The following is a 24,111-nucleotide window of genomic DNA, read 5'->3' as shown; positions in this document are numbered from 1 at the left end:
CATAAAATTAAACCAGGGGAAGATGCAACCTGGTTGTTATTTTTTCAGCGATTAGAGTTTTTGTGTCCTCTTGGACTGTTTTCCTAAGTAAAATAGATAGAACGCTCTTTCTACCTTGGCCATAGTATCAGTGGATGCGTTTCCACGTCAACCCACTCATTAAAATTTTATCCAGAGGATCTTTTTATATGCTTATTTTTAATCATATAAAAAGACTGCGATTATCTCATCGCAGTCTCTAGCTTCATTATTTTTTCTCCGTTTATATCTCTTTCATCAATAAATTTGAAACCAAATTTTTCATACAAATAAATGGCTTGCAGATTATTTTCATATACACTCAAATAAATGGCTTGGGCTGGATATTCTTTTTTCAAGGTATCCAGCATTGCTTGAAGGAAAATGGTTCCCATTCCCTTTCCTTGGAAGTGTTCATCTATTAAGAACCGATCCAGCCAAAGCCGCTGCTCTCTCGGAAAATATCCATACATACTAAATCCAACAGGCTCTCCATCTGCATAAAGCCCTACTGGTTTGTACTGTGTGCATTCTCTCGCTTCCTCCAAGCACTGTCTGGTTGATTCAACAAAATTTTCCTGCGAAGCAGCAACATGAAGTTGAAGTATTTCCTGTAAATTGTTCTTACTCACGTCATGAATTTCTATTTCCACGACTAATCCTTCCTCTCTCTAATTCCATGCCTTAAGATAATTACTTATGCTATAGTTATAGCTAAATACTAAGGTATCCGGTTACCATATAGTCAAGGAGAGAAATTCATTATGAGCACATCTTCAAAAAAATTATTTACTTCAGGAGAATTCGCTGCATTATGTAATGTAAAGAAGCAAACTCTATTTCATTATGATGAGATTGGTCTTCTTAGCCCAGAAGTAAAGAAGGAGAATGGCTACAGATATTATTCTTACTACCAGTATGGCTTATTTTCAGTAATTGAGATGTTAAAGCAGCTAAAAATGCCTTTACAGGAAATTAAAGATTATTTGCAAACTAAATCGCCACAGCAGTTAATGGAGCTATTAACGGTTAAATCCCTGGAAATTAATCAACAAATTGAAGAATTGCAACGCCTCCAAACGATGATACAAACAAAGCATAAACAAACGAGAGATGCGCTCCAAACAGATTATTCGCAAATTACTATCGAGTATATGCAGCAAGAGCGCTTACTAATAAGTAAAAATATTTTCCATTGCAGAGATCCTGCATTCTTAGAAGCTATTTCAGAATTCCAGTCTTGTTTGAAAGAAATGAAAGTAGATAGCGGTCACCCTATTGGTGGAATGATTAGAAGAAAAGAAGTGCTAGAGGGCGATTTTGATAATTATTATTATTTGTATAATCGATTAGAAACGATTCCGACTCAGACAATTACCTATGTAAAGGCAGCAGGCCTATATGTTATTGGGTATCATATCGGAAGAGAAACTACTATTGATCAAACCTATGCCAAGCTTCTTAACTATATCCAAAAAGAAGATCTGAAATTGGGAAATTGGACATATGAAGAATATATATTAGATGAAATATCTGTTAACGGGATAGACCATTACGTAACAAAAATTATGATAGAAGTGAGAGAGAAATAGCATTATATAGCAAAGCTTATTCCTCTTCTCCTTCTATCACTAAATTGTTAAAACAATATGTGACTGTTTCTTCATCTGACTTGCTATCAAGATAGAAATTTTGCTGGTATTCCTCATTCCCTTTTCCTGTAATGACAATCCAGTCACCCGGGGCAGCATGTTCTATCGCATTCATTATCGCTATAGTTCGATCCGGGATAATAGTTCCATTACTCATGCCATATTCGCTCTGTAATTTATTTAAATCAGAGATCATTTTCTCTTGGGCAACCCCATTCAAATCATCCAAGGTTAACGTATAGTTGTCAGAAATCTCTGCAGAAATGGAGAGCATTTCGCTCCGTTTTGTCTCATCCCTGCCTCCGCGCCAACCAAAGATATGATTAAGCCGCCCAGCACCTGCTTGTCTTACTGCTTGCAAACAATGAAAGACAGCATCTGGCGTATGTGCATAATCAATAACACATGTTACGCCCCCGCTTTTTATCTGCTGAAAACGACCTGGAAGACCAGTAAAACTAGCTAGTGCTGCAGCAATTGTCTCCGGAGGAACTCCCACTATTTTTGCTGTAATATACGCCATCGCCATATTATAAAAGTTGTGCGTTCCTGGCATTTTTGTATCTACCTCAAAGAAATTTCCTCCATCATATAGCTTCATCCTTTGTTGCGACTCATTCAGGGACGTAAATCTAATATCACTACGCTTTGTTTTCCCAACAGTAAAAGAAGCCACTCCTTTTTCAAACAGGATCTCCAGCAACTGTTCTCCATAGCTATCATCGCTGTTCACCACAGCTTTTCCGTCTGTTTTTAGTTTATCAAATAAAAGCTTCTTCACATTAAAATATTCTTCCATGGAAGCATGATAATCCAAATGATCATGACTTAAATTAGTGAATAAGGCGACATCAAAAAGGATACCATCTACCCTACATTGTTTTAATGCGTGAGAACTGACCTCCATAATTACTACTTCATCCCTGCTTTCGTACAGTAGCTGATTCAGTTCCAAAGGGCCGGGAGTAGTATTCATTGAAGGATAGACTTTTCCATTTACACTGTTTTGAATGGAACCTATCATTGTACAAGAGACATCTGCCTGCTCGAGCACATGTTTTAATAAATAGCTTGTCGTTGTTTTACCATTTGTCCCCGTAATCCCAATGATAAATTTATTCATAGATGGGGAATGATAAAAACGATCACTTAAAATAGCAAGAGCTCTTCTTGCATTTTCTACTTTTATATATGGAATATCAGCAAGGGAGATGTCATTTTCACCAATAATTACTGTAGCTCCCTGTCTAATAGCTTCATCTATAAAACGATGTCCATCAGCTTGCACACCTTTAATCGCAATAAACAGATAGCCTTCTCTTACTTTCCGTGAGTCATAGGCAATCCCTTTAATTTGTATATCTCTATATTTTGTTTCTGTGAATGTTTTCATCTCTTTTGCAAGTTCTTTAACGATGGTGTTGAAATCCATTCTTTTCTCCTCTCACTTAGCAGGTTCTTATGTGTTGTTGAAATTTTAAGTGAAATCATCATAACATTTATTTAATATGTGATGAAACATATAATTCAATACTTAGACATGGGGATATGCAGAATTAAATGCTAAAATTGCATGAGGAACCAAACAGATTACTTGCACTGCCAACGTAGATTTGATAAAAATATACTGATCACTCAACAATCAACCAGAACAAAATCGGAGGAATCAACGTGAAAATAGTTGCAATGGTAGGAAGTAACCGTAAAGATTCATATAACATGAAACTCACATCTTTTATGCAGGAAAGATATAAGGATAAGCTGGACATTGAGATCTTACCAATTGGGCAGCTTCCATTTTATAACCAGGATGATGAACTAGATCCATCTGATATCGTAGAGGATATTAGAGAAAAAATCAGAAACAGTGATGGCATCCTATTTGCGACACCTGAATATAATGCGTCCATCTCAGGTGTATTAAAAAATGCTATTGACTGGTTTTCTCGTGTAGATAAAGTAATGGTAAACAAACCCGCAATGATCGTTGGCGCATCAATGGGACGCTTAGGAACAGTAAAAGCGCAAATGCATCTTCGCCAAATTTTAAATGCACCTGGCGTTGGAACTATTACACTACCCGGAAATGAAGTTTATGTAGGTGCCGTCCATGAGAAAATAGATGAAAACGGCAATCTAACCGATGAGCAAACAGCACAGTTTATTGATTCTGTGATGGATAACTTTGTTCACTGGATAGAAAAAATGAGTGTAAAGCAATAGAATGAATCACCTGCGTTCACAAACGAACGCAGGTGATTTTTTTATTACAACTTTAAATAATTTCATAATTTTTATGAGCCACAACCGTTTTATTTCCTTCAAAAACATGTTCTGTATTATTTTTGGTAACTTGCACTATTACAGAATTATCGTTAATTTTCTCAACAATTCCTTGTATACCAGACATAAAGGATATTTTGTCGCCTACTTCTACATTCTTATTTGAACTCATATATTCTCCACCCCATCGTTTATTGTTAACTATTATTTCTTTCTATTATATGTAATACCCGTTTAACAGTAAAATTAAAATGGTTATTTTGTGAAATTTTTATTACAGAATATTACAGTGAGGGTGTTTTGTTGTCTCCACATAAAAAACGAGACCTACCCTTAGGTAGACCTCGTTATATCAATGGGTTAAAAAGGGGGCTTACATCATGCCGCCCATTCCACCCATGCCGCCCATGTCAGGCATTCCGCCGCCAGCTGCGCCATCTTCTTCTGGAAGGTCAGCGACTACTGCTTCGGTAGTTAGGAACATAGCTGCTACAGATGCTGCGTTTTGTAATGCAGAACGAGTTACTTTCGTTGGGTCAACAATACCTGCTTCAATCATGTTTACCCATTCGCCAGTAGCTGCATTGTAACCAACGCCTACTTTTTCACCTTTTAGACGTTCAACAATGATAGATCCTTCTTGACCAGCATTGTGAGCGATTTGACGAACTGGTTCTTCCATTGCACGACGTACAATACTTGCTCCAGTTCCTTCGTCACCTTCAAGGTTTAGCTCGCTTACTTTATTGTAGATATTAACAAATGCAGTACCACCACCAGCAACAATACCTTCTTCTACTGCTGCACGAGTTGAGTTCAATGCATCCTCAATACGTAGTTTACGTTCTTTAAGTTCTGTTTCAGTTGCAGCACCAACTTTAATTACTGCTACACCGCCAGCTAATTTAGCAAGACGCTCTTGTAATTTTTCTTTATCAAAATCAGAAGTAGTTTCTTCTGCTTGTGCGCGGATTTGTGCTACACGTGCAGAGATTGCTTCAGGGTTACCTGAACCTTCTACTACTGTTGTGTTTTCTTTTGTAACAACTACTTTAGAAGCGCGACCTAATTGGTCAATTGTAGCGCTCTTCAGATCTAAACCAAGATCTTCAGTAATTACTTCTGCACCAGTTAATGTAGCGATATCTTCAAGCATTGCTTTACGACGGTCACCAAATCCTGGAGCTTTTACAGCTACAGCATTGAATGTTCCGCGAAGCTTGTTAACAACAAGTGTTGCTAGTGCTTCACCTTCTACATCTTCTGCAATTAATAGAAGTGGTTTACCTTGTTGAACAACTTGCTCAAGTACTGGTAATACTTCTTGGATGTTACCAATTTTCTTATCTGTGATTAGGATATACGGATCTTCAAGAACTGCTTCCATTTTATCCTGGTCAGTAACCATGTATGGAGAAGCATATCCACGATCGAATTGCATACCTTCAACTACTTCAAGCTCTGTATTGAAGCCTTTAGATTCTTCAATTGTAATAACACCGTCATTACCAACGCGCTCCATAGCTTCAGCAATCAGGTTACCTACTTCTTCATCACCAGAAGAGATTGCTGCAACCTGTGCAATAGATTCTTTACTTTCAATTGGGTTTGTAATTGATTTTAGTTCGTTAACAGCTACTTCAACTGCTTTTTCAATTCCACGACGTACGCCAACAGGGTTTGCACCTGATGCTACGTTTTTAAGACCTTCACGGATCATTGCTTGTGCAAGTACAGTTGCAGTTGTTGTACCGTCACCAGCTACATCATTTGTTTTGGAAGCAACTTCAGATACAAGCTGTGCACCCATGTTCTCGAAATGATCTTCAAGTTCAATTTCTTTTGCAATGGTAACACCATCATTTGTAATGAGTGGGGAACCAAATTTTTTATCTAAAACAACGTTACGACCTTTTGGCCCTAAAGTTACTTTAACTGCATTTGCTAATGTATCTACACCACGTAGCATCGCGCGACGAGCGTCTTCACTGAATTTAATTTCTTTAGCCATGTAAATGCCCTCCTTGAAATCTTTGATAAGTATATTTATTCTTTATTCATTGATTTTTAGCTAACTACTGCTAAGATATCATTTTCACGAAGAATTAAGTATTCAGTGCCTTCGTATTTAACTTCTGTGCCAGCAAATTTAGAGAAAATGATGCGGTCACCTTCTGAAACTTCAAGTGCAATTTTCTCACCATTTTCAGTAACACGTCCTGAACCTACTGCAATTACTTTACCTTCTTGTGGTTTTTCCTTTGCAGAGTCTGGAAGTACAATTCCGCTTGCAGTTTTTTCTTCTTGCTCAACAAGCTCAATTACTACACGATCTCCTAGTGGTTTAATCATGTGGAAAGCCTCCTTAATTCTATTCTCATTTTTGATTTGTTAGCACTCTAATATGCCGAGTGCTAATCCCAATTATTATGATAAATAATTCCATAACAAAATGCAAGTAGGAGATATATTAATTTTTTAGTTTTTTTACTCTTTTCTCCTCCGAAACCATTCTATTATAAGCAAAATCTATTTTATGCTAAAATATTTAGATACAGGTTGTTTATTTCTACAACTTGTTTTCTAACATACACTAAACAAAACCTTTTTTACCAACAAAAGGCATTCCAACACATGAAGGGATCGTTGCGATTTGACGAAAAGATATTGGTGGGTAATTATTTCTTATATAATCATGCAGTTTTCAGGGCTCTTATTTGCCCCACTGCTTTACATTTTATTACCACTAACAGAACATCAAGCTGTTGTTTACTGGTCGATCATAAGCTTTATCCTCGGCTTGGTTGTTGTTTTATTTTTAATGAAGCCTGAAATGAAAAAAGGAAGTCAGCGAGATGCTTCTACTGGGGGAGAAATAGTTGCATGGTCCATTATCGGTCTCATCATGGCCTTTTTGGCTCAGGGTATTTCAGCAACAATCGAAATGAAAGTATTCGGTATTACGCAGAGTTCTGAAAACACTAAGTTAATCATGGATGTAACAAGGGCAACTCCCTTATTTATGGTCATCCCTGCACTTATTGCACCAATATTGGAAGAGATTATTTTCCGAAAGATCATTTTTGGTCAGCTGTATCTAAGGACAAATTTTATTATTGCTGCATTACTTTCAGCCCTTATATTCGGGATCATTCATGGAGAGCCACAACATCTTCTTGTGTATGCTTCCATGGGATTTGTATTTGCTTTCCTATATGTAAAAACAAAGCGGATCATTGTTCCGATTATTGTTCACATGGCGATGAATACAACAGTAGTGCTTGCCCAGTTTAATATAGATCCAAAAGAACTGGAGCAGCAATTGGAGCAATTGCAAGCAATTATTTTTGGAGGCTAAATTCATGAAAATTTCACCAAGGACAATGGCAGTTATCTACTTCGCTATGGGAATATTTTTCACCTATATTGCCATTATCAGCGCGGGAGATACGATATGGAATGTTACAACAATGGTGCTTGCTCTATTTGCGACATTAGAAATTGGGGTAGGTATTCGACTAATCAGATTGCATTATCGAATGAAAAATAAAAAGAAGAAGTAGCTTCTCACACGCTACTTCTTCTTTTTATTTTATTTCTGAAGACCTACTTATCCGCCTGGTCGACTTGTAATGGATAATGCTTTAAGAAGTAAACAAGTGCCTGTAGCTCCACGGCCAGGTCAATATGATGGACCCGAATATGATTAGGTACGGTAATACGTGCAGGTGTGAAGTTAAGTATTCCATCAATACCTTGCTCCACCAGTCTGTCGGTAACCCGATCCGTTTCATGTGCTGGTATGGTCAAGATCGCCACTTTGATTCCGTTTAACTTCTCCTCTAACTCATCAATATGGTAAATAGGTACATCACCTATATCTGTACCTACTTTTTCCGGGTCTGCATCAAAGGCCATTTGAATTTGGATGTTATTATTCTTCATAAAATTATAATGCAAAAATGCTGTACCCAAATTCCCTACACCAATCAATGCAACTTCTGTCGTCTCATCCTGATCAAGTGTTTTCCGGAAAAAACCAAGTAAATATTCCACATTGTACCCATATCCTTTTTTTCCTAGAGCTCCGAAATAAGAGAAATCCCTTCTGATCGTCGCAGAGTCCACCTTTACTGCTTCACTTAATTCCTTGGAAGATACTCTTTTCTTCCCTTGTTGATTAAGATTATTCAAAAAACGATAATATAATGGTAAACGCTTTGCTGTTGCCTGAGGTATTTTATTTTGATCCATTGTTATTCCTTCTTTCATCCAAACGATAATCACCAGATTTACCGCCCTTTTTCTCCAGTAAATATGTTTGGCCAATAATCATTCCTTTATCCACGGCTTTACACATATCATATATGGTAAGTGCACTGGCAGATGCTGCAGTTAGTGCCTCCATCTCTACTCCAGTGCTGCCTTTTGTTTTAACAAACACTTCAATCTGCAACTCATAGTAATTTTCTCCAACCTGCCAATTAAAGGAAATATCCACTCCTTTAAGCTGTAATGGATGACACATTGGAATCCAATCCGAGGTTTTCTTAGCTGCCATAATCCCGGCAACCTGGGCCACAGCTAGTACATCACCTTTTTTTATCTCGTTCTGAGTGATTTTTTTATAAACTTCTTCGGACATTTGCACACTTGATCTTGCGACAGCTGTGCGTTCTGTCTCTTTCTTTTCACTAATGTCCACCATTCTTGCTCTGCCTTGTTCATTAAAATGCGTGAATTCAGACATAAGCTCATCTCCAATACATTGAACTTCTTCTCTATTCTAGCAGAAATAAGGCTGGAAGTCGTGACTAAATTCACAATAATATTGCCTCGCCAATTCATTTTGAGATACACTAAAAGGGATGAGGTGAAAATAATGATATTAATGCAGTTAAATGGGATCTCTAAGTCATTTGGCGCAGAAGAGATTTTGTCGAATATAAAAATGGAAGTAAAAGATAATGATAGAATAGCTATTGTTGGAAGAAACGGGGCTGGCAAATCTACCCTGTTAAAAATTATGGCAGGAGAGTTCTCTCATGATGGTGGGGAGCTTTTAAAACCAAAGGATCTAACGATGGGATATCTATCTCAACATATGACACTTGAATCTGGCAAAACGATATGGGCTGAAATGTTAGATGTATTTGAACACCTTCTCAGCCTTGAGAAGCAGATTCGTTCGGTGGAACAGCAGATGGAACAGGCTGCGAAGTTAAGCCATGGAGAATATGAAAGAGTACTACAGCAGTATGATGAGCTACAGCAAGCATTTCAGCGTGATGGCGGCTATACATATGAAGCAGACATTAAAGCTGTTCTAAATGGCTTGCATTTTCACGATAAAGATTATGAAACACCCATAAGTGACTTAAGTGGTGGTCAGAAAACAAGATTGGCATTAGGTAAATTATTATTAAAAAAACCACAGTTGCTAATTCTGGATGAACCGACAAACCATTTGGATATTGATACACTCAGCTGGCTGGAAGGCTATCTCGTTAGTTATCCGGGAGCCATTGTTATTGTTTCCCATGACAGGTACTTTTTAGATAAGACTGTATCGATTGTTTATGAAATATCTCGCCATAAAACTAAGAAATATCATGGTTCATATAGCAAGTTTCTCGAACAAAAAGCAATCGATTACGATAAGGAACTTAAAGAGTTTGAAAAGCAACAAACAGAAATTAAAAAGATGGAAGATTTTATCCAACGCAACATTGTACGTGCTTCTACAACCAAACGAGCACAAAGTAGAAGAAAACAATTGGAGAAAATGGAAAAAATGGATAGACCACTTGGTGATGAGGCTTCCGCTTCTTTTTCATTTCAGGTTACGACAAGAAGTGGGAATGATGTGTTAAAAGCAGATGGGTTATCTTTTCGTTATCCGGAAGAAGAAAAGTATTTATTTACCAATGTAAAGCTCCACGTTAACCGTGGGGAACGCGTAGCATTGGTGGGTCCTAATGGTATAGGAAAGACTACTTTATTAAAAATTATTTTAGGAAAATATAAACAAGAGAATGGCACGATCCAGCTTGGGACGAATGTTCAGATTGGCTATTATGATCAGGAACAAGCGAACTTATCCTCTTCCAAAACCGTACTCATGGAACTATGGGACGACTATCCGACTGTAAACGAGAAAGACATTCGTACCGTTCTTGGTAACTTCCTCTTCTCAGGTGATGATGTATTAAAGCTGGTCTCTTCATTAAGTGGTGGTGAGAAAGCAAGACTTGCTCTAGCAAAATTAATGATGCAAAAGGCAAACCTTCTTATTTTTGATGAGCCTACCAACCATTTGGACATTGATAGTAAAGAGGTACTGGAAGCAGCGTTAAACGACTTCCCTGGTACGATTATTTTTGTATCCCATGATAGATACTTTATAAACAAGATTACAGATCAAGTTGCGGAAATGCATCGTGATGGAATTACTACTTATCTTGGCGACTATGACTATTATATTGAGAAAAAAGAAGAACAAGCAGAATTGGAAAGACTTCAGCAAACAGAGGAAACGGTGAACACAACCGATCAAAGAAAAAGAACGTTTAAAGAAGATAAGCAGCTGCAAAGCGAAAGAAGAAAGATGCAGCGGCGAATTAATGAACTGGAAGAGTTAATTGAAAACCAGGAGCTTGAGATTGAGAAATTAGAAGAAAAAATGACACAACCGGAAGTATATCAAGATCACGAAAAAGCACTTGAATTAACACAGCAAACGAGTGAACTAAAACAACAAGTAGACAATTGGATGGAAGAATGGACAGCATTACAAGAGGAAATTTAATTAACAAAGGTTCTATTGCAAATGTTGGGGTGCAAACGTTAACTCGTATATTCATAGTAGGAGGAAACTCCGAAGTAGAGTGGGAATAATCAGCAGCAGAGCGGAGAGTATCCGCCGGAAAGCAATTTAATCGGCAGCAGAGCTAAACTATCGGCCGGAGAACAAATTAATCGGCAGCAGAGCTAAACTATCAGCCGGAGAGCAAACTAATCGGCAGCAGAGCTAAACTATCAGCCGAAGAACAATTTAATCGGCAGCAGAGCGAAATAATCGGCCGGAGAATGAATTAATCAGCAGCAGAGCAAGATTATCCGCCGCAGAATGAATTAATCAGCTGCAGAGCAAGATAATCTGCCGCAGAATGAATTAATCAGCTGCAGAGCAAAACTATCAGCCGGAGAATGAATTATTGGCTGGAGAGCAAAGAAGTTTGCCTTAAATATTTAGAATTAGCTATATTGGATTTTTTTAAAACGGGAGTTTGTAGCCCTACCAAGTTACTTCGCAATATATCTATTTTGTGAATCATTTGGATAATCCCTATTAAAGTCAATAGAAAATGGCCCCTGCCTTTATAGAAGGCGGGGCCATTTTTATTTAAATAAATAATCATTATGAATGGTGTGCTCTACTGCTACCCTGTATATAATCCCAAAACCGATCATTGTGGATAACACAGAACTACCTCCATAACTTATCAACAAGAGCGGTATTCCTGTAATCGGCATAATACCCAAAGACATACCGATATTCTGAAAAATGTGGATAAGTAGAATGCTTAAAAATCCAAAACATAAATAGGAACCGAATGGGCTATGCTTATAAACACTTAATCCCAATGTCACCAGCTTGTATAATAGTAGAAAATACAAAAAGATGACCAGTGCACTGCCAATAAAACCAAAGCTTTCTCCGACAACCGCAAAAATGAAATCAGTGTGTGCTTCAGGAAAAGACACCTGCAGGTTATCCATTCCCTTCCCAAATAACTGACCGGAACCTAAAGCCATATACGCTCTATCGAAGTGGAAAGTCGCATCACTGGATTGCTGAGATGGATCAAACCATGTCATAATTCGATCAATTTGGTATGCTTCTACACCCATTTGTTGGGCCAGATCCGGAAATTTAATTATAAATCCAAGAGCAGCGGTAACAAATAGAGCACCTGCTAAAATCAAGGTCATAATAATTTTCCAATCAATCCCTGACAGAATAATAATCATCCCTGCAATAAATAGATAAACCATTGCGGTACCAAAGTCAGGTTGCCCCATGATCAACAGTACTGGTAAGGCAATGATGATCAAAAGTTTAACCAATAGGAGCGTGTCAGTTTTTAAAGATTGCATTCCATACTTCGTTTTATGTTTATCAATCGTAGCAGCTAGAAATAAAATAGTAGCCATTTTTGTAAACTCAGCTGGCTGTAGTGACAAGCCAGGAAATGTAAACCAGCTTTTAGCTCCATTTATTTCTCGTGCAATACTCTCCGGACTTACGAGTAAAATAGCTAGTATTAATAGACCGAACCCATAAATATAAATACTAGCTTTGTATAATTGATCTAAATCAAGAAATTGAATTGCAGCAACGATGCATACTCCGATTGTAAACCAGATAATTTGCTTTAATACAAAGTTCTCTCCACCATATTGTTCAAGTTGTTGCGCGTTATAGATAGATAATAAGCTCACGCACACAAACAGGAAAAAGATAAAGATTAAGTCGTTCTGTATATAATAAGATTGTTTTTTTGACACCAAATCACCAAATTTCTTTTGCTTAATCAAACGATTGTTTAATACAAGTTATCCACAGATAAAAGGAGCTACAAAATAAACAAAGATAGGTTGTTAACAAAGTTATACACACTATCCACAGATAATTGTATACTTATCCACTTTTATTGTCCACAACTCTTTTCCTAATTTAATAACTAATAAGTAATATTATCCCCATACCTGTGCATAACTTTTCTTATTTCATTAACAGGGATGCATTTGCGTTCAGATCCATTCCTGACCGTCTACCCTGTTCATAAGCAATCGTTCCTGCTGCGGCAATCATAGCAGCATTATCTGTGCATAGGTGGAGAGGAGGGATTAATAATGGTATATTCAACTGATTAAATTGTTCTTCTAAAGCTGAGCGCAGACCCTGATTTGCAGCAACGCCTCCGGCTACAATTACCTGCTTTACTTGAAATTCTTTGGCTGCATTTACTGTTTTCGTTGTTAAAACATCAATAACGCTCTCCTGAAAGCTTGCAGCAATATCCTCGTTGCTGAGCAGCTCACCTCGTTGCTTGGCATTATGAATGGTATTAATTACAGATGATTTCAGACCACTGAAGCTGAAATCATAACTTCCCTGCTCCAGCCAAGCTCGTGGAAAGTCAATAGTCACCTCGCCTGATTTGGCTAAACGATCAATTTGCGGACCACCAGGATATGGTAGTTCTAACATACGTGCAACCTTATCATACGCTTCTCCCGCAGCATCATCTCTTGTCTCACCTAACAACTCATACTTCCCATGTTCATTCATGAGTACAAGTTCTGTATGACCACCGGAAACAATTAAAGCCAGTAAAGGAAATTCAAATTCATTCTGAAGTCGATTGGCGTATATATGTCCTGCAATATGATGGACACCAATAAGTGGTTTTTGTTTTGCAAAGGCTAAGGCTTTTGCAGCATTAACACCAACTAATAATGCTCCGACAAGTCCTGGTCCTTCTGTAACCGCTATGGCGTCAATGGAATCCCAAGTTAGCTCAGCATCTGTAAATGCTTCTTCCAGAACGACAGTAATTTGCTCCACATGATGCCGGGAAGCAATCTCAGGCACAACTCCCCCAAATCGCTTATGACTCTCTATCTGTGAAGCAACTACGTTAGAAATAATCTCTTTTCCATTCTTGACGATAGCTACAGCAGTTTCATCACAGCTTGTTTCAATACCTAATATAAACGTGTCTTTTTTCATAATAAATTCACCCACATGACAATAGCATCTTCTTGGTTATCTGTATAATAATTTTTTCGAATGCCTCCAGGAACAAGACCAAATTTACGATACATCCTTTGTGCTATTGTATTTGATTTTCGTACTTCCAGGGAGAGACGTGTCCCACCGAGCAAGAGTATCTGTTGAATAGTAAACCCAAATAGTTTCTCTCCAAGTTTATTACCACGATAACCTGGCATAATGGCGATATTTGTAATTTGCGCATCATCTATCACAAGCCACAGACCAACATAACCAATAATTTTCTTATCTGCTTCCATCACAAAATAATGAGCATAATCATTATCGACGAGCTCCTGATAAAATATGTCTGTGGTCCAGGGAGTGGAAAAGGTGGCGTTCTCTACTTCCATAACAGCATCTACATCAATAATATGCATCTTACGAATAACGATTTCAGCCATTTTCTTCTTTTTCCTTCTGCTGATTTAACCATTTTGCCTCCGCTTCTGCCAAACGCAGATAATTTGGAGTCAAAGCATGTGTAGACTGCGGGGTTTCATTTAACCCTGCAAGTGCTATGTGGGAGGCACGTGAAATATGATAAGCCATCTCTGGGATAACTGCACGACCTCCTACTAAAGAAATAATATTTTCCCGATGGATTTCGATATCTGGACTTAAAAACAGAATTTCTTTATTCTCATCAGCAAGCTTAGATAACAAATCAGTTATAGGTATATTTACTTCATCCCACACTTGTTGGATCTCGCCATTTTTCCATTGATATAATCCTGCATAGACCAATCCACGTCGAGCATCGAAAAAAGGACAAATATACCCTTGAAAAAAGCGTCCTTGATGGGCTAGTACTTTAAGACTTGATACCCCTACAACTGGTATATCCAATGCCCAAGCCATTGTTTTTGCTGTAGCTAAACCTATCCGTACACCTGTATAAGAACCCGGCCCTTTAGCCACAATTATCTTTTCCAACGACTGAGGCTCCACATTAACCTCTTTCATCAACTGTTCAATTGCTGGCATTAATCTTAATGAATGGTTTTTAGCAATATTTGTAGTAAACTCACCTATAATTTTTTCTTCATTTAAAATAGCAACACCCAATGCTTGATTGGATGTATCTATAGCCAATATACTCATACATGTAACTCCTCATTGAAGTTCAGTTCATCCTCTAACTTCAAACAATTTCTTTTTACCTTTTTAACTCATTCAACACCCATTCAAAATGCGTACCGACTGCTTGGAATTTTAATTCTCTACTTTGCTCGTCAATATAAGAAATATTAATATTCAAACGTTCATCAGGAAGATAGTCCTCAATAAAAGTCGCCCATTCAACAACGGAAATACCATTACCATTAAAATACTCATCAAACCCTATATCTTCATCAGAATACTCCAATCGGTAGACATCCATGTGATAAAGTGGAAGCTCTCCTTCATATTCTTTAATTATAGTAAAAGTAGGACTGCTGACACTTCTTTTTACTCCAAGACCTTCAGCCAGCCCTTTCGTAAAGGTTGTTTTCCCTGCACCAAGATCACCTTCCAAAGTAATAACGTCTCCTGGCTTAAGTAAAACTGCCAACTTTTCAGCAAGATGCTTTGTTTCTTCCTCTGTACTTGCCTTAATGATATGTGTACTCAATAGCTTCACCTACCTAAAGTGGGTGTATCCACATTTATTTAAACCCTGCTTTATATTATCTTTCATTATAAAGACGTTACTATTTTTATTCTTTTCAGTAACAATTCCTATTTCAGATAAATTTGTATTTGTCTTTTCTGCAGCCAGCTTAACAGAAGGCCAATCCTGTCTCGATACAGTACCCATTAATTCAAAATCTTCTCCACCGAAGTACTTCCACTCATGTTGTTGCTTCATAGAAAATTGGGTGAAAAATGAGCTTGTTGGAATACTTTCATCATACAGCAGCATTCCAACATTAGAGGCTTCTGCAATTTCCGCTGCTTCATTAGCAATTCCGTCGCTGATATCATTTAATGCGATGCGAGATATATTGATTAAGCTTTTAGCAAATTCTACTCTTGGAGTAGGAGTGCGATGGCGCTGAATAAAAAACTCAGTATGTTCATATAAATCATTTTCTGTTAACAGATGAAGACCAGCACGCGAATCGCCTAATGTACCAGTTACAAAAACAATATCATCTTTTTGAGCAACACTACGATAACGAGCCCTTCCACCTGGTACATATCCTATTACAGTAATAGATATAGTCAATTCTTTACCTGATACGGTGTCACCACCTATTAAATCCATTCCGTATGAATTCGCTAGCTCCTTCATACCAATAAATACCTCTTCCACTTCTTGTACATGCCAACTCTCCGGTTTAACGATAGATGTTAAAAAGAAAGCTGGAGTAGCACCCATTGCTGCTAAATCACTAATATTGGCAGCAAGCGCACGATATCCAATGTGAAATGGTTGCATTGTATCTCTGGAAAAGTGGACTCCTTCTACAAATGTATCCACTGCAGTGACAATATCTTCAGAAGTTTGACGAAACACTGCAGCATCATCCCCAATCCCCTTCAAAAGAGAGGATTGTTTATAAGAGCGTTGTTTAATTGAATCGATAAACGCAAATTCATCCATATAACTATCACCATTTTCTCAGTAACTATACTTATGATAGCAAAAAAAACACTAAAATGAAAAAGGTATCATTATTTCTTTATAACTAAGTAGATAGTTTACCCCCTAAAATGTACAAGATGTAACTTGATAGGGATTCCTATACATTAAAAAACACATGATATTCTTTAAAAGAATTCATGTGTGGTTAGTTATATTCTATGTATTTTTTTAAAAAGTGGCGGTCCGGACGGGACTCGAACCCGCGACCTCCTGCGTGACAGGCAGGCATTCTAACCAACTGAACTACCGGACCATTATTAATAATTTACCAACTAGCCTAGTAATCAGTTAACGTAGTTAGTTGAAATAATTTGGTTGCGGGGGCAGGATTTGAACCTGCGACCTTTGGGTTATGAGCCCAACGAGCTACCGAACTGCTCCACCCCGCGATGTAAGGGATATAATAAATTTGTCTTACGGCCTGGCGGCGTCCTACTCTTGCAGGGACAAAGTCCCAACTACCATCGGCGCTGGAGAGCTTAACTTCTGTGTTCGGCATGAGAACAGGTGTGACCTCTCCGCTATTGCTACCAGACCATCCTTAAAAACAAGGACAAGACATATTATATGCATTTTCGTGAAAAAATGCAAGGGTTTTTTTAAATTTATACCCTAAAAACTAAATAAGAGAAAAACAACGACGATCAAAGAAGAAAATTAGTTAAGTCCTCGATCTATTAGTATCCGTCAGCTCCACGTGTCACCACGCTTCCACCTCGGACCTATCAACCTCATCGTCTCTGAGGGATCTTACTCACTCGAAGTGATGGGAAGTCTCATCTTGAGGGGGGCTTCATGCTTAGATGCTTTCAGCACTTATCCTTGCCACACGTAGCTACCCAGCTATGCTCCTGGCGGAACAACTGGTACACCAGCGGTGTGTCCATCCCGGTCCTCTCGTACTAAGGACAGCTCCTCTCAAACTTCCAACGCCCACGACGGATAGGGACCGAACTGTCTCACGACGTTCTGAACCCAGCTCGCGTACCGCTTTAATGGGCGAACAGCCCAACCCTTGGGACCGACTACAGCCCCAGGATGCGATGAGCCGACATCGAGGTGCCAAACCTCCCCGTCGATGTGAACTCTTGGGGGAGATAAGCCTGTTATCCCCGGGGTAGCTTTTATCCGTTGAGCGATGGCCCTTCCATGCGGAACCACCGGATCACTAAGCCCGACTTTCGTCCCTGCTCGACTTGTAGGTCTCGCAGTCAAGCTCCCTTCTGCCTTTACACTCTACGAATGATTTCCAACCATTCTGAGGGAACCTTTGGGCGCCTCCGTTACCTTTTGGGAGGCGACCGCCCCAGTCAAACTGCCCGCCTGACACTGTCTCCGGACCGGATCACGGCCCTGGGTTAGAATGGTCGTACAGCCAGGGTGGTATCCCACGGATGCCTCCACCGAAGCTGGCGCTCCGGTTTCCAAGGCTCCCACCTATCCTGTACAAGCTGTACAAACATTCAATATCAGGCTACAGTAAAGCTCCACGGGGTCTTTCCGTCCTGTCGCGGGTAATGCGCATCTTCACGCATAGTATAATTTCACCGGGTCTCTCGTTGAGACAGTGCCCAAGTCGTTGCACCTTTCGTGCGGGTCGGAACTTACCCGACAAGGAATTTCGCTACCTTAGGACCGTTATAGTTACGGCCGCCGTTTACTGGGGCTTCGGTTCTGCGCTTCGCGTAAGCTAACGCTTCCCCTTAACCTTCCAGCACCGGGCAGGTGTCAGCCCCTATACTTCGCCTTTCGGCTTCGCAGAGACCTGTGTTTTTGCTAAACAGTCGCTTGGGCCTATTCACTGCGGCTCCTCCTTAAAGGAGCACCCCTTCTCCCGAAGTTACGGGGTCATTTTGCCGAGTTCCTTAACGAGAGTTCTCCCGCTCACCTTAGGATTCTCTCCTCGCCTACCTGTGTCGGTTTGCGGTACGGGCACCTATGAACTCACTAGAGGATTTTCTTGGCAGTGTGAAATCAGGAACTTCGGTACTCTATTTCCCTCCCCGTCACAGCTTGAAATTGTTGGACGGATTTGCCTATCCAACTTTCTCACTGCTTGGGCGCACACATCCATCGGTGCGCATTCCTTATCCTACTGCGTCCCCCCATCGTTCAAACGCTCATGAGGTGGTACAGGAATATCTACCTGTTGTCCATCGCCTACGCCTTTCGGCCTCGGCTTAGGTCCCGACTAACCCTGAGAGGACGAGCCTTCCTCAGGAAACCTTAGGCTTTCGGTGAAAGAGATTCTCACTCTTTTTTCGCTACTCATACCGGCATTCTCACTTCCAAGCGCTCCACCAGTCCTCACGGTCTGACTTCACAGCACTTGGAACGCTCTCCTACCATTGTTCGTAAGAACAATCCGCAGCTTCGGTGATACGTTTAGCCCCGGTACATTTTCGGCGCAGAGTCACTCGACCAGTGAGCTATTACGCACTCTTTAAATGGTGGCTGCTTCTAAGCCAACATCCTGGTTGTCTGGGCAACTCCACATCCTTTTCCACTTAACGTATACTTTGGGACCTTAGCTGGCGGTCTGGGCTGTTTCCCTTTCGACTATGAACCTTATCACCCATAGTCTGACTCCCAAGTCTAAGTAGCTGGCATTCGGAGTTTGACTGAATTCGGTAACCCGATGAGGGCCCCTAGTCCAATCAGTGCTCTACCTCCAGTACTCATTCCTTGAGGCTAGCCCTAAAGCTATTTCGGAGAGAACCAGCTATCTCCGTGTTCGATTGGCATTTCACCCCTACCCACACCTCATCCCCGCATTTTTCAACATACGTGGGTTCGGGCCTCCAGTCAGTGTTACCTGACCTTCACCCTGGACATGGGTAGATCACACGGTTTCGGGTCTACGACCACATACTCAAATCGCCCTATTCAGACTCGCTTTCGCTGCGGCTCCGTGTCTTCCACTTAACCTTGCATGGGATCGTAACTCGCCGGTCCATTCTACAAAAGGTACGCCGTCACCCATTAACGGGCTTCGACTACTTGTAGGCACACGGTTTCAGGTTCTCTTTCACTCCCCTCCCGGGGTGCTTTTCACCTTTCCCTCACGGTACTGGTTCACTATCGGTCACTAGGGAGTATTTAGCCTTGGGAGATGGTCCTCCCGGATTCCGACGGAATTTCTCGTGTTCCGCCGTACTCAGGATACACTCCGGAGAGAATTCCTTTTCGATTACAGGGCTCTTACCTGCTGTGGCTGATCGTTCCAGATCGATTCATCTAAAGAATTCCTTTGTAACTCCAAAGGAGTGTCCTACAACCCCAGAAAGCAAGCTTTCTGGTTTGGGCTAATTCCGTTTCGCTCGCCGCTACTTGGGAAATCGCATTTGCTTTCTCTTCCTCCGGGTACTGAGATGTTTCAGTTCCCCGGGTCTGCCTCACATAGCCTATGTATTCAGCTATGCGTACTGTTCCATTACGAACAGTGGGTTCCCCCATTCGGAAATTCTCGGATCGATGTCTACTTACGACTCCCCGAGACATATCGGTGTTAGTCCCGTCCTTCTTCGGCTCCTAGTACCAAGGCATCCACCGTGCGCCCTTATTCACTTAACTATTTTTACAATGAATAAGCGTGCTAATTTCTTAGCCTTGCTTTTATATCTAAAATTGATGTCGTTGTTACTCTTATTTAGTTTTCAAGGTACAAAAAGAGAGATTCGCTCTCTCAAAACTGAACCAAACAACCATGTATGTCCTTACCGGAAGACCCGAAGGTCCTCGGCGTTCCGTTCTAAATCCTTAGAAAGGAGGTGATCCAGCCGCACCTTCCGATACGGCTACCTTGTTACGACTTCACCCCAATCATTGGTCCCACCTTCGGCGGCTGGCTCCAAAAGGTTACCTCACCGACTTCGGGTGTTACCAACTCTCGTGGTGTGACGGGCGGTGTGTACAAGGCCCGGGAACGTATTCACCGCGGCATGCTGATCCGCGATTACTAGCGATTCCGGCTTCATGCAGGCGAGTTGCAGCCTGCAATCCGAACTGAGAATGGTTTTATGGGATTTGCTTGACCTCGCGGTTTTGCTTCCCTTTGTTCCATCCATTGTAGCACGTGTGTAGCCCAGGTCATAAGGGGCATGATGATTTGACGTCATCCCCACCTTCCTCCGGTTTGTCACCGGCAGTCACCTTAGAGTGCCCAACTAAATGCTGGCAACTAAGATCAAGGGTTGCGCTCGTTGCGGGACTTAACCCAACATCTCACGACACGAGCTGACGACAACCATGCACCACCTGTCACTCTGTCCCCGAAGGGAACTCGGTATCTCTACCGATTGCAGAGGATGTCAAGACCTGGTAAGGTTCTTCGCGTTGCGTCGAATTAAACCACATGCTCCACCGCTTGTGCGGGCCCCCGTCAATTCTTTTGAGTTTCAGCCTTGCGGCCGTACTCCCCAGGCGGAGTGCTTAATGCGTTAACTTCAGCACTAAGGGGCGGAAACCCCCTAACACCTAGCACTCATCGTTTACGGCGTGGACTACCAGGGTATCTAATCCTGTTCGCTCCCCACGCTTTCGCGCCTCAGCGTCAGTTACAGACCAGAGAGTCGCCTTCGCCACTGGTGTTCCTCCACATCTCTACGCATTTCACCGCTACACGTGGAATTCCACTCTCCTCTTCTGTACTCAAGTCCTCCAGTTTCCAATGACCCTCCACGGTTGAGCCGTGGGCTTTCACATCAGACTTAAAGGACCGCCTGCGCGCGCTTTACGCCCAATAATTCCGGACAACGCTTGCCCCCTACGTATTACCGCGGCTGCTGGCACGTAGTTAGCCGGGGCTTTCTGGTTAGGTACCGTCAAGGTGCCGCCCTATTCGAACGGCACTTGTTCTTCCCTAACAACAGAGCTTTACGATCCGAAAACCTTCATCACTCACGCGGCGTTGCTCCGTCAGACTTTCGTCCATTGCGGAAGATTCCCTACTGCTGCCTCCCGTAGGAGTCTGGGCCGTGTCTCAGTCCCAGTGTGGCCGATCACCCTCTCAGGTCGGCTACGCATCGTTGCCTTGGTGAGCCGTTACCTCACCAACTAGCTAATGCGCCGCGGGCCCATCTGTAAGTGGTAGCTAAAAGCCACCTTTCAACTTCTCATCAGGTGATGAAAAGTATTATCCGGTATTAGCCCCGGTTTCCCGGGGTTATCCCAGTCTTACAGGCAGGTTGCCCACGTGTTACTCACCCGTCCGCCGCTCGTTCCACAAGCGTCACCTCCGAAGAGGATCAGCTTGCTTCCCGCGCTCGACTTGCATGTATTAGGCACGCCGCCAGCGTTCGTCCTGAGCCAAGATCAAACTCTCCATAAAAGTTTGAATAAGATCGACACCAATCAATCTTATCTCATGTCTTAGCTGCAGAAGCAATAACTTCTGGCTTTTTAAAAATTAACGAAAAACGTCATGTTTTTCTTGACATACTGGTTGTTTTGTTCAGTTTTCAAAGAACGAATGTTTTGTTAACTTCTTTCCGAAGCAACTTTTAAATCATATCATACCCTAAATGGGATGTCAACACTTTTTTAAAAGTGTGATGGGCCTGAGTGGACTCGAACCACCGACCTCACGCTTATCAGGCGTGCGCTCTAACCAGCTGAGCTACAGGCCCATGCTTGGAGCGGGTGAAGGGAATCGAACCCTCATCATCAGCTTGGAAGGCTGAGGTTTTACCACTAAACTACACCCGCATACTAATAAGAAGAACTTTAATAAATCTCGATGGTCGGGAAGACAGGATTTGAACCTGCGACCCCATGGTCCCAAACCATGTGCTCTACCAAGCTGAGCTACTTCCCGTATAATGGCGCGCCCGAGAGGAGTCGAACCCCTAACCTCTTGATCCGTAGTCAAACGCTCTATCCAATTGAGCTACGGGCGCAAAATAACAACAGTTACTATAATATATTACTTTTTCTGCAATCAACATTATCATCAAGTGCGGCCGAGAGGACTTGAACCTCCACGGGGTCGCCCCCACTAGGCCCTCAACCTAGCGCGTCTGCCATTCCGCCACGACCGCATAGATTTAATAGACAATTAAGGTTGATTGTAGATGCGGGTGGAGGGAGTTGAACCCCCACGTCCGAAGACACTAGATCCTAAGTCTAGCGCGTCTGCCAATTCCGCCACACCCGCATACTTTAAAAATAAAATGGTGAGCCATGAAGGATTCGAACCTTCGACCCTCTGATTAAAAGTCAGATGCTCTACCAACTGAGCTAATGGCTCTTGCTTATCAAATAAAAAAATACTATCTACTAATAGTATATATAACTTCAATTCATTATATAAACTCATCGCATTAATAAAAGGAAGCTTTCACTTCTTCTATGACCTTTTCATGAAAATAAAATGGCTGGGCTACTAGGATTCGAACCTAGGATACACGGGATCAAAACCCGATGCCTTACCGCTTGGCTATAGCCCAACATCTGGCGGTCCGGACGGGACTCGAACCCGCGACCTCCTGCGTGACAGGCAGGCATTCTAACCAACTGAACTACCGGACCCAACCTATTTATTTTTAAGAAAGATGACCCGTACGGGATTCGAACCCGTGTTACCGCCGTGAAAGGGCGGTGTCTTAACCGCTTGACCAACGGGCCATATAAATGGCGGAGAAGGAGGGATTTGAACCCTCGCGCCGCTTACACGACCTACACCCTTAGCAGGGGCGCCTCTTCAGCCACTTGAGTACTTCTCCACTTGGCTCCACAGGTAGGATTCGAACCTACGACCGATCGGTTAACAGCCGATAGCTCTACCACTGAGCTACTGTGGAATATTATTAAATGTTGTATTGGACAACGAAATATATAATACAATATCTATCAGTAATTGTCAATAACTTTTTCACTTAAAAATTTATGACTGTGTTGCTGTATTTAACAGCTTATTTAATTTAACACGGATGACACATTTCGTCAATAAATAATGGTGATTTTTTTATATTTTTTATTCCTTTACTTCCTTAAGTTTCCCCCTGCATCTACCACAACTATACTTTTGGGTGTTAACTCTTCTTCTTCTATTATAGATGAAACTACATTTTTTACATATGTATTTATGCTTGTATTCTATTTTATGTGAAGGAAGAGGTTGGCAATGTCTTGGAGACCGAGTCGCCGCCAATAGCTCTTTGAATTCTTTATCGCCATGCTTATACCCCTTACCTTCTATATGAAGATGATAATGGCACAGTTCGTGTTTTATTATCCCAACAAACTCTTCCTTATCACCCTCAATAAAATACTTAGGATTTAACTCAACAACTCTTTTATTTGGTATGTATCTTCCTCCTGTGGTACGGAGTCTATGGTTGAATTCCACTTTATCTATGAAAGGTTTATGAAAATACGCTAAAGAAAGCTCATTAACAAGAGAGAAAAGTTCTTTTTCATTTAATAACTGCATAATTATCCCCCTTCCTCCTTGTGTTCTCTCCTTCATATTATCACGAGACTACCTGACCAGCAAAATATATTATTTATAATTAATATAAATAAATATTGATTTTTATCCTGTTTGTATTATAATTAATTTACAACTTATTTTGTGTGCTTATTTTCAACTACACATATTAATTGATAAAATAAGCAACTATTTTCAACCTATTATGTATATTATAACTCACGTGTTCGCTTGTCATATTTTAGTTATAAATAGA

The 24,111-nt window shown here is 40.9% G+C and carries 19 protein-coding genes, 14 tRNA genes and 3 rRNA genes; 5 read left to right on the top strand and 31 right to left on the bottom strand.

Annotated elements, in window-relative coordinates; translation table 11 throughout:
- Positions 1–221 precede the first annotated feature (221 nt).
- The gene (locus BME96_RS02600) at positions 222–671 is read right to left on the bottom strand and encodes a GNAT family N-acetyltransferase (protein WP_071648195.1); all 450 of its coding nucleotides are present in this window, start codon (positions 669–671) and stop codon (positions 222–224) included.
- 111 nt (positions 672–782) lie between these two features.
- On the opposite strand from BME96_RS02600, the gene BME96_RS02595 reads away from it, so the two are divergent.
- The gene (locus BME96_RS02595; protein WP_071648194.1) at positions 783–1,610 is read left to right on the top strand and encodes a MerR family transcriptional regulator; all 828 of its coding nucleotides are present in this window, start codon (positions 783–785) and stop codon (positions 1,608–1,610) included.
- A gap of 16 nt (positions 1,611–1,626) precedes the next feature.
- Here the strand turns inward: BME96_RS02595 and BME96_RS02590 are convergent, their stop codons facing one another.
- The gene (locus tag BME96_RS02590) at positions 1,627–3,102 is read right to left on the bottom strand and encodes a UDP-N-acetylmuramoyl-L-alanyl-D-glutamate--2,6-diaminopimelate ligase (protein WP_071648193.1); all 1,476 of its coding nucleotides are present in this window, start codon (positions 3,100–3,102) and stop codon (positions 1,627–1,629) included.
- A gap of 239 nt (positions 3,103–3,341) precedes the next feature.
- On the opposite strand from BME96_RS02590, the gene BME96_RS02585 reads away from it, so the two are divergent.
- On the top strand, positions 3,342–3,893 hold the full coding sequence (locus BME96_RS02585; RefSeq protein ID WP_019375576.1) for an NADPH-dependent FMN reductase: 552 nt from the start codon (positions 3,342–3,344) through the stop codon (positions 3,891–3,893).
- 52 nt (positions 3,894–3,945) lie between these two features.
- On the opposite strand, the gene BME96_RS02580 is transcribed toward BME96_RS02585, so the two are convergent.
- From BME96_RS02580 to groES, 3 genes are all read right to left on the bottom strand, one after another.
- On the bottom strand, positions 3,946–4,125 hold the full coding sequence (locus BME96_RS02580) for a DUF2187 family protein (RefSeq protein WP_071648192.1): 180 nt from the start codon (positions 4,123–4,125) through the stop codon (positions 3,946–3,948).
- 201 nt (positions 4,126–4,326) lie between these two features.
- The gene (gene groL / locus BME96_RS02575) at positions 4,327–5,964 is read right to left on the bottom strand and encodes a chaperonin GroEL (protein WP_019375573.1); all 1,638 of its coding nucleotides are present in this window, start codon (positions 5,962–5,964) and stop codon (positions 4,327–4,329) included.
- A 56-nt stretch (positions 5,965–6,020) separates the two neighbouring features.
- Entirely contained in the window at positions 6,021–6,305 is a 285-nt protein-coding gene (groES, locus tag BME96_RS02570) for a co-chaperone GroES (protein ID WP_019375572.1), read from the bottom strand.
- Positions 6,306–6,606: 301 nt separating this feature from the next.
- Between groES and BME96_RS02565 the strand changes: the two genes are divergently transcribed.
- The gene (locus tag BME96_RS02565; protein WP_060679589.1) at positions 6,607–7,311 is read left to right on the top strand and encodes a CPBP family intramembrane glutamic endopeptidase; all 705 of its coding nucleotides are present in this window, start codon (positions 6,607–6,609) and stop codon (positions 7,309–7,311) included.
- 4 nt (positions 7,312–7,315) lie between these two features.
- On the top strand, positions 7,316–7,516 hold the full coding sequence (locus tag BME96_RS02560) for a YdiK family protein (RefSeq protein WP_071648191.1): 201 nt from the start codon (positions 7,316–7,318) through the stop codon (positions 7,514–7,516).
- 43 nt (positions 7,517–7,559) lie between these two features.
- Here BME96_RS02560 and BME96_RS02555 read toward each other — a convergent pair whose 3' ends face one another.
- The gene (locus BME96_RS02555; protein WP_019375569.1) at positions 7,560–8,207 is read right to left on the bottom strand and encodes a redox-sensing transcriptional repressor Rex; all 648 of its coding nucleotides are present in this window, start codon (positions 8,205–8,207) and stop codon (positions 7,560–7,562) included.
- Positions 8,194–8,703, bottom strand: coding sequence for a cyclic pyranopterin monophosphate synthase MoaC (gene moaC, locus BME96_RS02550; protein WP_019375568.1), 510 nt, complete (start codon positions 8,701–8,703; stop codon positions 8,194–8,196). Before moaC ends, BME96_RS02555 begins: the two co-directional genes overlap by 14 nt.
- A gap of 132 nt (positions 8,704–8,835) precedes the next feature.
- Between moaC and BME96_RS02545 the strand changes: the two genes are divergently transcribed.
- On the top strand, positions 8,836–10,761 hold the full coding sequence (locus BME96_RS02545) for an ABC transporter ATP-binding protein (protein ID WP_071648190.1): 1,926 nt from the start codon (positions 8,836–8,838) through the stop codon (positions 10,759–10,761).
- Positions 10,762–11,354: 593 nt separating this feature from the next.
- On the opposite strand, the gene BME96_RS02540 is transcribed toward BME96_RS02545, so the two are convergent.
- The 24 genes from BME96_RS02540 to BME96_RS02425 all read right to left on the bottom strand — a co-directional run bounded on the left by BME96_RS02540 (position 11,355) and on the right by BME96_RS02425 (position 23,858).
- On the bottom strand, positions 11,355–12,524 hold the full coding sequence (locus BME96_RS02540; RefSeq protein ID WP_019375565.1) for an FtsW/RodA/SpoVE family cell cycle protein: 1,170 nt from the start codon (positions 12,522–12,524) through the stop codon (positions 11,355–11,357).
- Between the two features lie 217 nt (positions 12,525–12,741).
- On the bottom strand, positions 12,742–13,752 hold the full coding sequence (gene tsaD, locus BME96_RS02535; RefSeq protein ID WP_071648189.1) for a tRNA (adenosine(37)-N6)-threonylcarbamoyltransferase complex transferase subunit TsaD: 1,011 nt from the start codon (positions 13,750–13,752) through the stop codon (positions 12,742–12,744).
- Positions 13,749–14,198 (bottom strand): ribosomal protein S18-alanine N-acetyltransferase, encoded by a 450-nt coding sequence (gene rimI / locus BME96_RS02530; protein WP_019375563.1) that lies wholly within the window; start codon positions 14,196–14,198, stop codon positions 13,749–13,751. The genes tsaD and rimI overlap by 4 nt, the downstream gene beginning before the upstream one ends.
- A complete protein-coding gene (gene tsaB / locus BME96_RS02525; RefSeq protein ID WP_019375562.1) occupies positions 14,191–14,898 on the bottom strand; it encodes a tRNA (adenosine(37)-N6)-threonylcarbamoyltransferase complex dimerization subunit type 1 TsaB in 708 nt (235 codons plus the stop codon). Before tsaB ends, rimI begins: the two co-directional genes overlap by 8 nt.
- Positions 14,899–14,953: 55 nt before the next feature.
- On the bottom strand, positions 14,954–15,409 hold the full coding sequence (tsaE, locus tag BME96_RS02520) for a tRNA (adenosine(37)-N6)-threonylcarbamoyltransferase complex ATPase subunit type 1 TsaE (protein WP_019375561.1): 456 nt from the start codon (positions 15,407–15,409) through the stop codon (positions 14,954–14,956).
- 9 nt (positions 15,410–15,418) lie between these two features.
- The gene (thiL, locus tag BME96_RS02515) at positions 15,419–16,384 is read right to left on the bottom strand and encodes a thiamine-phosphate kinase (RefSeq protein WP_019375560.1); all 966 of its coding nucleotides are present in this window, start codon (positions 16,382–16,384) and stop codon (positions 15,419–15,421) included.
- Between the two features lie 218 nt (positions 16,385–16,602).
- A tRNA-Asp gene (locus BME96_RS02510) sits at positions 16,603–16,679 on the bottom strand.
- Positions 16,680–16,738: 59 nt separating this feature from the next.
- Positions 16,739–16,815 (bottom strand) — tRNA-Met (locus BME96_RS02505).
- Positions 16,816–16,845: 30 nt separating this feature from the next.
- A 5S ribosomal RNA gene (rrf, locus tag BME96_RS02500) occupies positions 16,846–16,961 on the bottom strand.
- Positions 16,962–17,083: 122 nt separating this feature from the next.
- A 23S ribosomal RNA gene (locus BME96_RS02495) occupies positions 17,084–19,999 on the bottom strand.
- A 190-nt stretch (positions 20,000–20,189) separates the two neighbouring features.
- Positions 20,190–21,755, bottom strand: a 16S ribosomal RNA gene (locus BME96_RS02490).
- The 16S, 23S and 5S rRNA genes sit together here with 14 tRNA genes alongside, the layout of an rRNA operon.
- Positions 21,756–21,979: 224 nt before the next feature.
- A tRNA-Ile gene (locus BME96_RS02485) sits at positions 21,980–22,053 on the bottom strand.
- Positions 22,054–22,058: 5 nt separating this feature from the next.
- Positions 22,059–22,132 (bottom strand) — tRNA-Gly (locus tag BME96_RS02480).
- A 32-nt stretch (positions 22,133–22,164) separates the two neighbouring features.
- Positions 22,165–22,241: transfer RNA gene (locus BME96_RS02475), tRNA-Pro, on the bottom strand.
- Between the two features lie 5 nt (positions 22,242–22,246).
- Positions 22,247–22,323, bottom strand: a tRNA-Arg gene (locus BME96_RS02470).
- Between the two features lie 58 nt (positions 22,324–22,381).
- A tRNA-Leu gene (locus tag BME96_RS02465) sits at positions 22,382–22,464 on the bottom strand.
- 34 nt (positions 22,465–22,498) lie between these two features.
- Positions 22,499–22,580, bottom strand: a tRNA-Leu gene (locus tag BME96_RS02460).
- Between the two features lie 17 nt (positions 22,581–22,597).
- Positions 22,598–22,673 (bottom strand) — tRNA-Lys (locus BME96_RS02455).
- A gap of 124 nt (positions 22,674–22,797) precedes the next feature.
- Positions 22,798–22,872 (bottom strand) — tRNA-Gln (locus BME96_RS02450).
- A 5-nt stretch (positions 22,873–22,877) separates the two neighbouring features.
- Positions 22,878–22,954 (bottom strand) — tRNA-Asp (locus BME96_RS02445).
- Between the two features lie 24 nt (positions 22,955–22,978).
- Positions 22,979–23,050, bottom strand: a tRNA-Glu gene (locus BME96_RS02440).
- A gap of 7 nt (positions 23,051–23,057) precedes the next feature.
- Positions 23,058–23,148 (bottom strand) — tRNA-Ser (locus BME96_RS02435).
- Between the two features lie 3 nt (positions 23,149–23,151).
- Positions 23,152–23,226: transfer RNA gene (locus BME96_RS02430), tRNA-Asn, on the bottom strand.
- A 173-nt stretch (positions 23,227–23,399) separates the two neighbouring features.
- Positions 23,400–23,858, bottom strand: a complete 459-nt coding sequence (locus BME96_RS02425; RefSeq protein WP_019379206.1) for a SprT family protein — start codon at positions 23,856–23,858, stop codon at positions 23,400–23,402.
- Positions 23,859–24,111 lie beyond the last annotated feature (253 nt).

Origin of the sequence: Virgibacillus halodenitrificans (assembly GCF_001878675.1) — a bacterium.
GTDB lineage: Bacteria > Bacillota > Bacilli > Bacillales > Amphibacillaceae > Virgibacillus_Q > Virgibacillus_Q halodenitrificans.
This window is presented reverse-complemented; position numbering and strand designations above follow the sequence as displayed.